Genomic DNA, 12,654 nt, shown 5'->3' on the forward strand with positions numbered 1-12,654 from the left:
GGGCACCGCCACCGCGTCCCCGCCGCGCGCCCGCACCGCGGCCACGTCCGCCAGGAGCCCCGCCCTGCCCCGTGGGCTCCAGTCCCGCCAGGAGCAGGACGCGCGGCCTCACCGGCGGTGCTCTCGCGCCTTCTGCACCAGCGACTTGTAGACGCCCAGGTGCACCGGGATGGTCCCCAGCATCAGCTCCGGGTGCCACTGCACGCCCAGCGCGAACGCGTGCGCGGTGGATTCAATCGCCTCCACCACGCCGTCCGGCGACACCGCGCTCACCGCCACGTCCGTGCCCGGCTTGTTCACCGCCTGGTGGTGCGTGGAGTTCACCATCAGCTGCCCGTGCCCCACCGCCTCCGCCAGCAGCGTGCCGTTCTTCACCTCCACCGGGTGCTGCGGCTGGGTGCGGTCGTGCTTCTGCTCGTGGTCGCGCGCGCCGGGCACCTCGCGCGGGATGTCCTGGAACAGCGTGCCGCCCAGCACCACGGCCAAGAGCTGCATGCCGCCGCACACGCCCAGCACCGGCAGGTTGCGCTTGAGCGCGCCCCGGATGAGCTGCGCCTCGAAGGCCGTGCGGCCCTCCTTCAGCGGACCCATGCCGTCCCGGGCCTCCTCGCCATACGCGGACGGAGGGATGTCGAACGCGCCGCCCGTCACCACCAGCCCGGACACCCGCTCCAGGTAGGCGTCCACGCAGGACGCGTCGTCGGTGTACGGCAGCACGAAGGGCAGGCCCCCCGCGCGCAGCACCGCCTCCGCGTAGGGCACCTTCAGCTCGTAGCGGGGGAAGGCGGAGTCGGCCGGCTGGACCCAGTCCGGGCTGAGGCCGATGTTGGGACGACGCGGGGTCGTCCCGTGATGACGCGGTGGAGGATGGTTCATGGTGGGGGAGCTCCCTCGGGTTAGAGGCCAGTCCCCCGCGCGCTGTCAAACGCGGCGGCAAGCTGGCGCACCCGCTCGGTGATGTCCTGGGCGAGCAGGGCGTCGGACACCACCGCCGCGCCGTGCGCCCCCGTCGCCGCCACCCGGGCGATGTTCGCCAGGCCCACCCCGCCAATCCCCACCACCGGCAGGGGGCTCTCCGCCACCACCCGCCGGAAGGCCTCCAGCCCCAGCACCGGCGCCCGCACCACCTTCGTGGTGGTGCCGAACAGCGGCCCCACGCCCACGTAGTCCGCCCCCGCCGCCTGGGCCGCCCGCGCCCCTTCCGTCCCCCGCGCCGTGACGCCCACGTACCTGGCCGGGCCCAACAGCTCCCGCGCCGCCTCCGGGGGCAGGTCCTCGTCCCCCACGTGCACCCCGTGCGCGTCCGACAGCAGCGCCAGGTCCACCCGGTCGTTGATGAGGCACACCGCGCCTGCCTGCCGGCAGCGGGCCACCACCTCCCGGGCCGCGGCCAGCGCCTCCCGGGGCAGGGTGTGCTTCATGCGCAGCTGGAGGACGCGGGCGCCGCCAGCGAGCAGGCGCACGGCCTTGTCCACCAGGGACAGCTCCGGGCGGACGCTGTCGTCCACCAACAGGTACGGGCCTTGGGGAAGCGGGGGGCGGGGCGAGACGTTCATCGGATTCCGGGCCCGGGGACAGCGGCGTTGACAGGCGCCCCTCCTGCTATAAGGTGCCGCGCTGTTTTCCAAGCAATTCCGAGGATTTGAATCATGGCAGAAGGCATCAACCCGAAGCACCTCGACAAGCGCACCGCGGATCGCTACCAGCGCAGCGGCCAGGTGGACGAGGACGCGTACAAGAAGCACCTCGAGGAGCTGCCGGACGTGGCCGACAAGGCCGTCCCCATCGAGACGCTGATGGACGGCGACATCGAGGACGACTTCGATGACGAGGACGAGGACGACGCGGACGACACGGACGACGACGCCTCCGACGAGGACGACGCGGACGACGCGGACGACGCGGACGACACGGACGACGACGCCTCCGACGAGGACGCCGCGGACGCGCCGGCCGGTGAAGAGGACAAGGCGTCCGAATGAGCCCTTCGGAGAAGCGGGGTGAGACCTTCGTGATGACGGGGGAAGCGAGCCCGCCTCCGAGGAGTCCCTGTCGTTCAGCACCTTCGTCGTCGGGCTGGGCTCCGCCGTCCTCATCCACCTGGGGGGCGCGCCGAACCCGGAGACGGGCCGCATGGAGAAGGACCTGCCGGCGGCCCGGCAGAACCTGGCCCTCCTGGCGATGCTCCGCGAGAAGACGCGCGGCAACCTCACCGCCGAGGAGGAGAAGCTGGTGGACAACCTCCTGTCCGACCTGCGCCTGCGCTACGTGGAGGCGAACCGGAAGTGAAGCCCCCTGAAGTCACCCGCCCGGGGGCGCTGCCCCGGGGCGTCCGCGTCGCCGCCGCGCTGTGCCTCGTACTCTCCTGCCTGACGGGGTTCCTCGCCTGCAACGAGGCCTCCGTGATGATGAACTTCGAGGCGCACCGGGAAGCGCAGCGGGAGCACACCCCCACCCTGGCCCTGCTGGGCAAGGACCCCGCCGTCACCCAGGCCATCATGGAGGCGCAGCTGTCCGCGCTCTCCCCCATGCGCGAGTCCCGCGCCCTGGTGCTGACCGGGCTGACGATGGCCTGCACCCTGCTCTTCTTCGCCTCCAGCCGCATGCTGCGCTCCCCGGAGGGCATGCCCCGGGACGGCTTCCGGCAGCTGCTGGGCGGCGCGGGCCTCTTCGCCGCGCTGATGCGCACCATCGACGGGGCCCAGTCGACCGTCGTGGCCCGGCACACCAGCCAGGCCATGGTGGAGGGGCTCAAGGCCCTGCCGGAGTTCAAGGACCCGGCCGCCGCGGAGCAGCTCCACGCGCTCGTGCCGTCCCTGATGACCTTCAGCGCGGTGCTGCCCACGGTGCTCGTCGCCGGCGGCTTCGCCCTGCTCGCCCAGTACTTCCGCAGCCAGGGCGTGCGCGAGGCCATCCTCACGCTCGACGGGCCCACCGAGGACCCCTGAGGGTGCCGGCACGGGGCTGACGCGGCGCGGCGCGAAGGCCGTCCGCCTGCCTCAGCCCGCGTCCGTCTCCGCGCGGACTGGGCGGGCCCCAGCAGCAGCGCCTCCAGGGAGGCCATCGCGTCCGCTTCGGAGCCGGCGGCCGTGCCTTCCAGCGGCAGCACGCGGGCCAGCGGGGCGCGGGGGATGCGCAGGAGCTCGTCCCGGGTCAGGCCGTAGACGTACGCCAGGTGCCCCATGGGCCAGCGTGACTGGAGCCGGGCGAACGCCGCGTCGTCCAGCTCCTCCAGGGGACAGGGCAGCTCCGCGTCCTCGTACACCACCTTCTCCCCACCCACCCGCCGGCCGTTGCCGTAGGCAATCACTTCCTCGCCCTCGTCCGCGTCGTACACGTAGGCGTGCACGGTGGCGTTGGCGGCGGCGGAGAGCAGGCGGGCCAGGGCGTGGTGGGCGGCGTACCAGTGGGCGCCCTGCCGGCCCTGGGAGAAGGGCCCCAGGAAGGCCAGGCGCACCACCTTGCGGCGGCGGTTGATGGTGACGCGCAGCGCCGTGGCGGCCGGGACGCTGTCCATCGACAGGGCCTCCCGGGCCAGACGCACCAGCGCCAACCCGGAGAAGGTATCGAGTCGAACGAGATAGCCGCCGTGTGCGTCCAGAGTGAAGCCCCCGAGGATGGGCGCCGCCTATAACCGACCCCCCCACCCCCTGGCAACTTCGCCACCACGATTACCCGGCTGCTTCCAGCAGCTCAAAGTATTCCAGGGAAATCGCAGGGCGTACGGGCAGTGTCGCCTTGCCAAGGGGTCCCCGGCCCTTACGTTCAGTCCATGAGACTCGACAAATACACGGTGAAGGCACAGGAGGCGATCCAGGAAGGTCAGTCCCTGGCACGCCGGGCCGACAATCCCCACTACGAGCCGGAGCACCTCGCCACGGCGCTCCTGGGGCAGAAGGACGGCATCGTCGACCCCCTCCTGCGCAAGATTGGCGTGGACGTGAAGCTGTTCGCGGGCCGGCTGGGCGAGGCGCTCCAGAAGCTCCCGCGCATCCAGGGCGGCGAGAGCGCCATGCTCAGCCAGCGCCTGATGAAGACCTTCGACAAGGCGGAGGACGAGGCCAAGGCGCTGAAGGACGACTTCACGTCCTCCGAGCACCTGCTGCTCGCGCTGACCCAGGACAAGGGCGCCGTCGGCGAGGCCATGAAGTCCTCCGGCGTGACGCGCGAGCGCGTGCAGGCGGGCCTCAAGGAGGTGCGTGGCTCCTCGCGCGTGACGAGCGCCGACGCGGAGTCCACCTACCAGGCGCTGGAGAAGTACGGCCGCGACCTCACGGAGGCCGCGCGCAGCGGCAAGCTGGACCCCGTCATCGGCCGCGACGAGGAGATCCGCCGCTGCATCCAGGTGCTCAGCCGCCGCACCAAGAACAACCCCGTGCTCATCGGTGAGCCGGGCGTGGGCAAGACGGCCATCGCCGAAGGGCTCGCCCGCCGCATCGTGGACGGCGACGTGCCGGAGGGCCTGAAGAACAAGCGCCTCATCACCCTGGACCTGGGCGCCATGGTGGCCGGCGCCAAGTACCGCGGCGAGTTCGAGGAGCGCCTCAAGGCGGTGCTCAAGGAGGTCTCGGACGCGGCCGGGGAGATCATCCTCTTCATCGACGAGATGCACACGCTCGTGGGCGCCGGGAAGGCCGAGGGCGCCATGGACGCGGGCAACATGCTCAAGCCCGCGCTCGCGCGCGGCGAGCTGCACTGCATTGGCGCGACGACGCTGGACGAGTACCGCAAGCACATCGAGAAGGACGCCGCGCTGGAGCGCCGCTTCCAGCCGGTGTTCGTGGGCGAGCCCTCGGTGCACGACACCATCAGCATCCTGCGCGGCCTGAAGGAGCGCTACGAGGTGCACCACGGCGTGCGCATCCAGGACTCCGCGCTCGTCGCGGCGGCCACGCTCAGCCACCGGTACATCGCGGACCGCTTCCTGCCGGACAAGGCCATCGACCTGGTGGACGAGGCCTCCAGCCGCCTGCGCATTGAAATCGACTCCATGCCCACGGAGATCGACGACATCCGCCGCAAGGTGACGCAGCTCGAAATCGAGCGCGAGGGCCTGCGCAAGGAGACCGACCCGCACTCGCGCGAGCGCCTGGCCACCATCGAGAAGGAGCTCGCGAACCTCAACGAGAAGTTCAACTCGCTCAAGGCCCACTGGGACGAGGAGAAGAAGGCCATCGCGGCGCTGCGCTCGCTCAAGGAGAAGCAGGAGAAGGCGCGCAACGACCAGGCCGCGGCCGAGCGCCAGGGCGACCTCAACCGCGCCGCGGAGCTGAAGTTCGGCGTCATCCCGGGCCTGGAGAAGGAGGTCGCGGCGCAGAACGCGAAGCTGGCGGAGCTGCAGAAGAACCAGAAGTTCCTCAAGGAGGAGGTGGACTCCGAGGACATCGCCTCCGTGGTGGCCAAGTGGACGGGCATCCCGGTCTCCAAGCTGATGGAGGGCGAGATGCAGAAGCTGGTCAAGATGGAGGACCGGCTCGCCGAGCGCGTGATTGGCCAGCGCAGCGCGATCGAGGCCGTGTCCAACGCCGTGCGCCGCGCGCGCAGCGGGCTGCAGGATCCCAACCGGCCCATCGGCTCGTTCATCTTCCTGGGCCCCACGGGCGTGGGCAAGACGGAGACGGCGAAGGCGCTGGCGGAGTTCCTCTTCGACGACGACACGGCCATGGTCCGCATCGACATGTCCGAGTACATGGAGAAGCACGCGGTGTCGCGGCTCGTCGGCGCGCCCCCGGGCTACGTGGGCTACGAGGAGGGCGGCCAGCTCACGGAGGCCGTGCGCCGCCGCCCGTACACGGTGGTGCTCTTCGACGAAATCGAGAAGGCGCACCACGACGTGTTCAACATCCTGCTGCAAATCCTCGACGAGGGCCGGGTGACGGACAGCCAGGGCCGCACGGTGGACTTCCGCAACACGGTGCTCATCCTCACGTCCAACATCGGCTCGCAGGCCATCCAGGAGGGCATGGCGGGCACGGACGTGCTGAACGAGAAGACGCGCGGCGAGGTGATGGAGGCGCTGCGCGGCCACTTCCGCCCGGAGTTCCTCAACCGCGTGGATGAGATCGTCGTCTTCGAGCCGCTGCGCAAGAAGGACATCTACCGCATCGTCGACATCCAGCTGGGCAAGCTCCAGAAGCTGCTCCAGGCCAAGCGCCTCACGCTGGACCTGACGGACAGCGCGCGGGAGCTGCTGGCGGAGCGCGGCTACGACCCCACGTACGGCGCCCGGCCGCTGAAGCGCGCCGTGCAGAAGTACCTGCTGGATCCGCTCGCGCTCCAGGTGCTCAACGGCGAGTTCGCGCCGGGCGAGCACATCCAGGCGGACGCGGGCCCCGACGGGCTCACCTTCGCCAAGGTGCTGGTGGACAGCTCGAAGGGCGTGAAGAAGACGGCGTAGTCCGCTTCACGCACCGGGGATTCGCTTCAACGGCGGGCCGCCTTCCCTCACGGGGAGGCGGCCCGTTGCCTTCTTCAGGTGCGGCGGTGCTTGTCGTAGAGCGCGTCGCGCCACGCGAGCAGGTCCGGGAAGCGGGCGGCGAGCCCCGGATGCGTCCACACCTCGCGCGTGCCCGGTCCCATGGGCAGGTGCCGGTCCGCCGGCGGCCCCAGGAGCACGAGCATCACCGCGGTGGTGATGTCCGCGTAGGTGAAGGCCGTGCCCAGCAGGTAGGGCCGGCCGCCCAGCGCCGCGCGCAGCTTCTCGTAGGCGGGGGCGACGGCGGCCTCGATGGCTTCCGGGGAGCCGTCCGCCACCTGGTGCTTCTTCACCACGTAGCGCATGCCCAGGCGCGCGGTGGGCGCGAACAGCGGGCGCAGGAAGCCGGGGACGAACTTCGGCAGGGCCTCCGCCTGGGCGCGGGAGATGGTCAGCATGCGCGGCATGGCGTAGGCGCGCGCCGCGTCCAGCACCTCTTCGCTGGTGTCGTTCCAGGCGGTGATGGCGTCCAGGTGCGCGGCCGGGAAGAGCGCGCTCCCCTGCCCCAGCTCCTCCACGCGCTTCGCGATGGCGAACGAGCCGTGCGTGGCCGGCTGGGGCGGACCCACGAGCAGCGGCACCGACGGCCTCACGCCGGGCGCCACCTGCTTGCGCAGCCAGCGCTCCTGGATGAGGGGGACGTAGTCCTGGTAGCGGTAGGCGACGCGGTGGTGGTCCAACGCCCACCGGGCCTTCTCCGTCCAGCCCGAAGAGGTCAGTCCGACGAGGGTTCGCATAGGGGGCGGGACCCTAACAGGCCCGGCGGGCGGGTCCTCAACGTTCGCGCAGGAAGGCGTCCAGCTCCTCGATGCGCAGCAGCCGCGGCTCCGGTTGAGCACCCTGGCGACCTTCGGGGGGTCCGGGCCGCAGGCCTTCTCCAGCAGCGTCCGCGCCCGCTGGCCCACCGCGAGGCGCCGGAACGCATGGGGGAGGCAGCGCCCGCGTGGAAATCCTACCGGGGCCGCGCATCGCGCGTGCGGGTCGTGCATCCGACCGGCGCTTGAAGTCATAGGGCTCACTTCCCGGAGGAGTGCGACATGAAGATTGGAATCATTGGCGCGGGGCTGATCGGCGGAACCCTGGCTCGCAGGTGGACGAAGCTGGGGCATGAGGTGTCCATCGCGAACTCGCGCGGGCCGGAGACCCTGCGCGACCTGGCGAAGGAGACGGGCGCGAAGGCCGTCACCGTCCAAGAGGCCGCGAACGCCGGAGAGGTCGTCGTCGTGACCATCCCCCAGAAGGCAGTGCCGGACCTGCCCAAGGGCCTCTTCGCGAACGTGCCGAAGGACGTCGTGGTCATCGACACGGGCAACTACTACCCCGTGCGCGACGGAAGCATCCCGGAGCTCGAAGCCGGCACGCTGGAGAGCGAGTGGGTCGCGAAGCTCATCGGCCGTCCGGTCATCAAGGCCTTCAACAACATCTTCTTCCAGAGCCTGCTGGACAAGGGCACCCCGAAGGGCACGCCCGGCCGCGTGGCGCTGCCGATCGCGGGGGATCCGCCCGAGCACCGCGCGAAGGTGCTCAAACTCGTCGAGGAGCTCGGCTTCGACGCCATCGACGCGGGCAGCCTCTCCGAGTCCTGGCGCCAGCAGCCCGGCACGCCGGTCTACACGCACGACCTCGACGCCGCGGCCGTGAAGAAGGCCCTCGCCGCGGCCGAGCGCTCGCGCCTGCCGGAGTACCGGAACGCCGCCAACACCTGGCTGAAGAACTTCCTCGAGTCGCAGAAGTGAGCAGGACGCTCGAGCCAGCGGCTTGAGCACCTCGGAGTCGAACGGCGCGGCGGGCGGCCTCTCCCGCTGCCGCCGTGAGTCGTAGCGTAGAATGCGCGTGCGCCCATGACCTCCTCCTCCGAAGCCCCGCTGCTCGTCACCGCCGAGCTGGAGCCGGAAGCCTTCGCGCGCCTGGACGGCCTGCGCCGCCGCTACTTCCCGCCCGAGCGCAACGTCATCCCCGCGCACGTCTCCCTCTTCCACCACCTGCCCGCGTCCGAGCAGGCCGCCGTGGAGGCCGCGCTCGAGGTCGTCACCGAGCGTCCCGCGCCCACGCTGCGCTTCGGGGAACTGCGGAGCCTGGGGCGCGGCATGGCGGTGGACGTGGAGGCCCAGGGTCTGGTCCCCGTGCACCGCGAGCTGACCCGCGCGTTCGTGGAGTGGCTCACGCCGCAGGACCGGCAGCCCTTCCGGCCCCACGTCACGCTGATGAACAAGGCCACCGTCGAGGAGGCGAAGGCCGCCCTCGTGGAGCTGGGCGCGGGCTGGGCCGCCTTCGACTCGCCCGCCCCCGCGCTGCTGCTCTGGCGCTACCTCGGAGGCCCGTGGGAGCTCGTGCGGCGCTTCCCGTTCACGGGCCGCGCTGGATGAGCTGTTCCACCGCCTCGCGCACGTCCTGCAGGAGCGACGGATCCCTCACCGCGATGAAGATGGTGTCGTCGCCCGCCACCGTGCCCGCCAGGCCCTCCACCTCCTCGCGGTCCAGCGCCAGCCCGAAGATCTGCGCGTAGCCGGGCGCCGTCTTCAGCACGAGCATGTTGGGCGGCGCGTCGATGATCGTCACTCGCGGCGCGAGCGGCACCGGCACCACCGGCGGCTCCGTGCGCTGATAGCGCCCGTTCACCTTCTGCACGCTCAGCTTCTTCAGCCGCCGCGACAGCGTGGACTGGCTGGGCGCGTGCCCCGCCGCCTCCAGCAACGTCTGCAGCACCGCCTGATCCGGAACGTCCTGCCGGGAGATGAGCTGAAGGATGGCGTCGTCCAGGTTCATTCACGTTCACCATGCATGCGGCTGAATACGCACGCAAGGCGCATGAAAAATCCCAGTGAATGTTCTTGCGCGCTGCGCCGTTCTGCATAATATCCGCGCCTCCTCAACGAATATGCATGAATTTGAGTGCATATTCAGCAGTCCCCATCCATCCGGCGCGGCCGGGGGAGCACGAAGCCCATGAAGCATGTCACCCGCATCCAGGACCTGGGGCCGGAAGGCGTCGAGGCGGTCCTCTCGCAGGCGGCCGCGTGGAAGCAGCAGGACCCGGGGGCCATCTTCCCGGGGAAGCTCCTGGGCATGGTGTTCTTCAACCCGTCCCTGCGCACGCGCACGTCCTTCGAGGCGGTGATGCTGCGCGCGGGCGGGCACGCCATCGTGCTCGACGTGGGCTCTGGCGTGTGGAAGCTGGAGGACCGGCCCGGCGCGGTGATGAACGCGGACCGCGCGGAGCACATCAAGGAGGCGTCGCCCGTCCTGTCGCGCTTCGTGGACATGCTCGGCATCCGCACGTTCTCCCAGGGCGGCGGTGACGAGGAGGACGAGGCCGACCCCGTCATCAACGCCTTCCGCAAGTGGGCCACCGTGCCGGTGGTGAGCATGGAGTCCGCGCGCGAGCACCCCTGCCAGGGCCTGGCGGACGCGCTCACCCTGCGCGAGACGTTCGGCACCACGAAGAAGCTGCCGGTGACGCTCACCTGGGCGCCGCACATCAAGCCCCTGCCCAAGGCGGTGCCCAACTCCTTCCTGCTGTCCGCGGCGGCCGCGGGCTGCGAGGTGCGCGTGGCGCATCCGCCGGGCTTCGACCTGCACCCGGCCGTGCGCGCGGAGGCGGAGGCGTACGCCAGGGCCACCGGCGGCAGCATCACGTACACCCACGACCAGGACGAGGCGCTGGTGGGCAGCCGCGCCGTGTACGCGAAGTCGTGGGGCCCACCGCGCAGACGGCGAGCACGCCCACGGACGTGGCGGCGCTGCTCGCGTCGTACTCGGGGTGGATGCCCACGCGCCGGCACATGGCGAAGGCCGCGAAGGACGCGGCGTTCCTGCACTGCCTGCCCGTGCGCCGCAACGTGGAGGTCGCCGACGAGGTGTTGGATCACGCGAGCAGCCGCGTCGTGGACGAGGCGGGCAACCGCTACCACGTGCAGCGCGCCCTCCTGGCCTGGATGCGCGGCGGCTGATTCCCAGAAGCCCGCCGCCCCACCCTTCTTCGTCCCCTTTCGACTTTCTAGAGGTCCACCGTGCCCCTGTCTCCCGACCCGTACGCCGCCCTTCGCAACGCGGCGAAGTACGTGAAGCAGTTCCGCAGCAAGACCTTCGTGGTGAAGCTGGGCGGCGCCGTGCTGACGGATCCGCGCACGCGCAAGACGGCGTGCGAGCAGATCGCCCTGCTGTGGGCCTTCTCCATCCGCCCCGTCGTGGTGCACGGCGGCGGTCCGGAGCTGGACGCGCTCTGTGACGCCCTGCACCTGCCCATCGAGAAGGTGGCTGGCCGCCGCATCACCTCCGCGCCCGTGCTGGACGCGGCGAAGATGGTGCTCGCGGGCAAGCTGCACACGGACCTGCTCGCGGACCTCCAGGCCGCGGGCGTGCCCGCGGTGGGCCTGTCCGGCGTGGACGCGGGCCTCATCAAGGCGCGCAAGCGTCCGCCCGTGCTGGTGACGGAGCCCGGCGAGACGCAGGGCCGCATGGTGGACTACGGCCTCGTGGGCGACATCGAGTCGGTGGACACGCGCGTCGTGGAGCACCTGCGCAGCGCGGACTACGTGCCCGTCATCGCCCCGCTGTCGGGCGGCCAGGACGGCGCCGTGTACAACACCAACGCGGACACGGTGGCGGCGGCCCTGGCGGCGGCGCTGCATGCGGAGAAGCTCTTCTTCCTGGTGGAGGTGCCGGGGCTCCTCAAGGACGTCTCCGACCCGTCGTCGCTCATCTCGCTGGCCACGCTGTCGGACCTGGCGTCCCTGGAGGCGGAAGGGCGGCTCACGGGCGGCATGCGTCCCAAGGCGCACGCCATGCGCCACGCGCTCGTGGGCGGCGTGGGCAGCGTGCACCTGGTGAGCGGCAAGCAGTCCGACGCGCTCCTGGAGGAGGTCTTCACCAACGAAGGCAGCGGCACCATGGTCGTGCGCGAGCACCCGGTGAAGCACGGCGAGGCCAAGGGTTGAACCCCGCCGAGCTGCTCACCGCGCTGGTCGCCACGCCCAGCGTCTCCGGCGACGAGGCCCGCATCGCGGACCTCGTCGCGGGCCATGCGGAGTCCTGGGGGGCCCGCGTGCACCGCCAGGGCCACAACGTGTGGTTCAGCGTGGGCAGCGGTCCGAAGCGCCTGCTCGTCAACTCCCACCTGGACACGGTGAAGCCGTGCGCCGGGTGGGACACGGAGCCGCACGAGGCCGTGTGGAAGGACGACACGCTCTACGGCCTGGGCGCCAACGACGCCAAGGGCTGCGTCACCGCCATGCTCCTCACCGCGAAGGCGCTCCTGGAAGAAGGCGCGCCCTCCGGTGTCGAGTGCGTCTTCGCGCTCACCGCCGAGGAGGAGACGGGCGGCAAGGGGCTGGGCCCCCTGCTGCCCACGCTGGGGCCGCTGGACGCCGCCATCGTGGGCGAGCCCACGTCGCTCAAGCCCTGCACGGCGCAGCGGGGCATGCTGCTGTTGCGCTGCGTGGCGCACGGCAAGAGCGGCCACGTCGCGCACGCGCACACAGGAGGCCCGGGCCCGGAATCCAACGCCATCCTCAAGGCGGCCCGGGACATCCAGGCCGTGTCCGCGCTGCGCTTCCCCGCGCACCCGCTCCTGGGTGAGGCGCGGGCACAGGTGACGCAGGTGTCCGGCGGACTGGCGCGCAACCAGGTGCCGGACCGGTGCGAGTTCTTCGTGGACCTGCGCACCACGCCGGGCATGGACCACGCGAAGGTGGCGCAGGACGTGGGCGCGGCGCTGGAGAGCGAGGTGGTGGTGCACTCCGCGCGCTACCTGCCCAAGGGCACGGACGCGTCGCACCCGCTGGTGCGCGCGGCGGTGGCGGCGTCGGGTCAGGGGACGGTGGGCTCCAGCACCACGTCCGACTGGGCGTTCCTGGGCGACCTCCCGGCGGTGAAGGTGGGCCCGGGCGACACGCTGCGGAGCCACCAGGCGAACGAGTACCTCACGCGCGCGGAGCTGGAGGCGGGGCTCGCGTTCTATCGACGACTGCTGCACGGCTATGCCGGGGAGGTGTCGCGTGGCTGAGACATTGTGGGGCAAGGGCCAGCCGCTGGACGCGGCCATCCACGCCTTCACCGTGGGCGATGACCCGGTGGTGGACCTGTCGCTGGTGCCGCACGACGCGCTGGGCAGCGCCGCGCACGCCCGCATGCTCGCGCACGTGGGGCTGCTCGCGCCGGACGCCGCGAGTTCGCTCGTG

At 71.3% G+C, this 12,654-nt stretch carries 12 protein-coding genes and 3 pseudogenes; 11 read left to right on the plus strand and 4 right to left on the minus strand.

The genetic code is table 11. From position 1 onward, the window contains the following. Nucleotides 1-108: 108 nt before the first annotated feature. Nucleotides 109-876: a gamma-glutamyl-gamma-aminobutyrate hydrolase family protein gene (locus ACLEQD_RS24170; protein WP_410387112.1), complete on the minus strand. Its 768-nt coding sequence runs from the start codon at nucleotides 874-876 to the stop codon at nucleotides 109-111. Nucleotides 877-896: 20 nt separating this feature from the next. Beyond that, complete coding sequence (gene thiE, locus ACLEQD_RS24175; RefSeq protein WP_410387114.1) at nucleotides 897-1,556, minus strand: thiamine phosphate synthase; 660 nt, start codon at nucleotides 1,554-1,556, stop codon at nucleotides 897-899. Nucleotides 1,557-1,649: 93 nt separating this feature from the next. Here thiE and ACLEQD_RS24180 point away from each other — a divergent pair, with 93 nt between their 5' ends. From ACLEQD_RS24180 to clpB, 4 genes and pseudogenes are all read left to right on the plus strand, one after another. Next, nucleotides 1,650-1,982, plus strand: a complete 333-nt coding sequence (locus tag ACLEQD_RS24180; protein ID WP_410387116.1) for a hypothetical protein — start codon at nucleotides 1,650-1,652, stop codon at nucleotides 1,980-1,982. Next, nucleotides 1,979-2,289: pseudogene (locus tag ACLEQD_RS24185) on the plus strand (DUF1844 domain-containing protein). Before ACLEQD_RS24180 ends, ACLEQD_RS24185 begins: the two are co-directional and overlap by 4 nt. Beyond that, nucleotides 2,286-2,948, plus strand: a complete 663-nt coding sequence (locus ACLEQD_RS24190; RefSeq protein WP_410387118.1) for a hypothetical protein — start codon at nucleotides 2,286-2,288, stop codon at nucleotides 2,946-2,948. Before ACLEQD_RS24185 ends, ACLEQD_RS24190 begins: the two are co-directional and overlap by 4 nt. Nucleotides 2,949-3,772: 824 nt before the next feature. Continuing rightward, nucleotides 3,773-6,397: an ATP-dependent chaperone ClpB gene (clpB, locus tag ACLEQD_RS24195; RefSeq protein ID WP_410387120.1), complete on the plus strand. Its 2,625-nt coding sequence runs from the start codon at nucleotides 3,773-3,775 to the stop codon at nucleotides 6,395-6,397. A gap of 74 nt (nucleotides 6,398-6,471) precedes the next feature. Here clpB and ACLEQD_RS24200 read toward each other — a convergent pair whose 3' ends face one another. Continuing rightward, nucleotides 6,472-7,212: a glutathione S-transferase C-terminal domain-containing protein gene (locus tag ACLEQD_RS24200; protein WP_410387122.1), complete on the minus strand. Its 741-nt coding sequence runs from the start codon at nucleotides 7,210-7,212 to the stop codon at nucleotides 6,472-6,474. Between the two features lie 300 nt (nucleotides 7,213-7,512). Between ACLEQD_RS24200 and ACLEQD_RS24205 the strand changes: the two genes are divergently transcribed. Continuing rightward, entirely contained in the window at nucleotides 7,513-8,211 is a 699-nt protein-coding gene (locus ACLEQD_RS24205; RefSeq protein WP_410387124.1) for an NADPH-dependent F420 reductase, read from the plus strand. Nucleotides 8,212-8,316: 105 nt separating this feature from the next. Then, nucleotides 8,317-8,841, plus strand: a complete 525-nt coding sequence (locus tag ACLEQD_RS24210; RefSeq protein WP_410387125.1) for a 2'-5' RNA ligase family protein — start codon at nucleotides 8,317-8,319, stop codon at nucleotides 8,839-8,841. On the opposite strand, the gene ACLEQD_RS24215 is transcribed toward ACLEQD_RS24210, so the two are convergent. Continuing rightward, nucleotides 8,822-9,241: an arginine repressor gene (locus tag ACLEQD_RS24215; RefSeq protein ID WP_410387127.1), complete on the minus strand. Its 420-nt coding sequence runs from the start codon at nucleotides 9,239-9,241 to the stop codon at nucleotides 8,822-8,824. The genes ACLEQD_RS24210 and ACLEQD_RS24215 overlap by 20 nt on opposite strands. Nucleotides 9,242-9,421: 180 nt before the next feature. Here ACLEQD_RS24215 and ACLEQD_RS24220 point away from each other — a divergent pair. From ACLEQD_RS24220 to ACLEQD_RS24240, 5 genes and pseudogenes are all read left to right on the plus strand, one after another. Then, nucleotides 9,422-10,120: pseudogene (locus tag ACLEQD_RS24220) on the plus strand (N-acetylornithine carbamoyltransferase); the annotation flags it as partial. Between the two features lie 137 nt (nucleotides 10,121-10,257). Continuing rightward, complete coding sequence (locus ACLEQD_RS24225) at nucleotides 10,258-10,425, plus strand: hypothetical protein (RefSeq protein ID WP_410387132.1); 168 nt, start codon at nucleotides 10,258-10,260, stop codon at nucleotides 10,423-10,425. A 60-nt stretch (nucleotides 10,426-10,485) separates the two neighbouring features. Continuing rightward, nucleotides 10,486-11,412 (plus strand): acetylglutamate kinase, encoded by a 927-nt coding sequence (gene argB / locus ACLEQD_RS24230; RefSeq protein ID WP_410387129.1) that lies wholly within the window; start codon nucleotides 10,486-10,488, stop codon nucleotides 11,410-11,412. Continuing rightward, entirely contained in the window at nucleotides 11,409-12,479 is a 1,071-nt protein-coding gene (locus tag ACLEQD_RS24235; protein WP_410387131.1) for a M20/M25/M40 family metallo-hydrolase, read from the plus strand. The genes argB and ACLEQD_RS24235 overlap by 4 nt, the downstream gene beginning before the upstream one ends. After that, nucleotides 12,472-12,654 (plus strand): annotated as a pseudogene (locus ACLEQD_RS24240) (argininosuccinate lyase); the annotation flags it as partial. The gene ACLEQD_RS24235 and the pseudogene ACLEQD_RS24240, both read left to right, overlap by 8 nt.

Origin of the sequence: Corallococcus sp. 4LFB (genome assembly GCF_046520365.1) — a bacterium.
GTDB classification, from domain to species: Bacteria; Myxococcota; Myxococcia; order Myxococcales; family Myxococcaceae; genus Corallococcus; species Corallococcus caeni.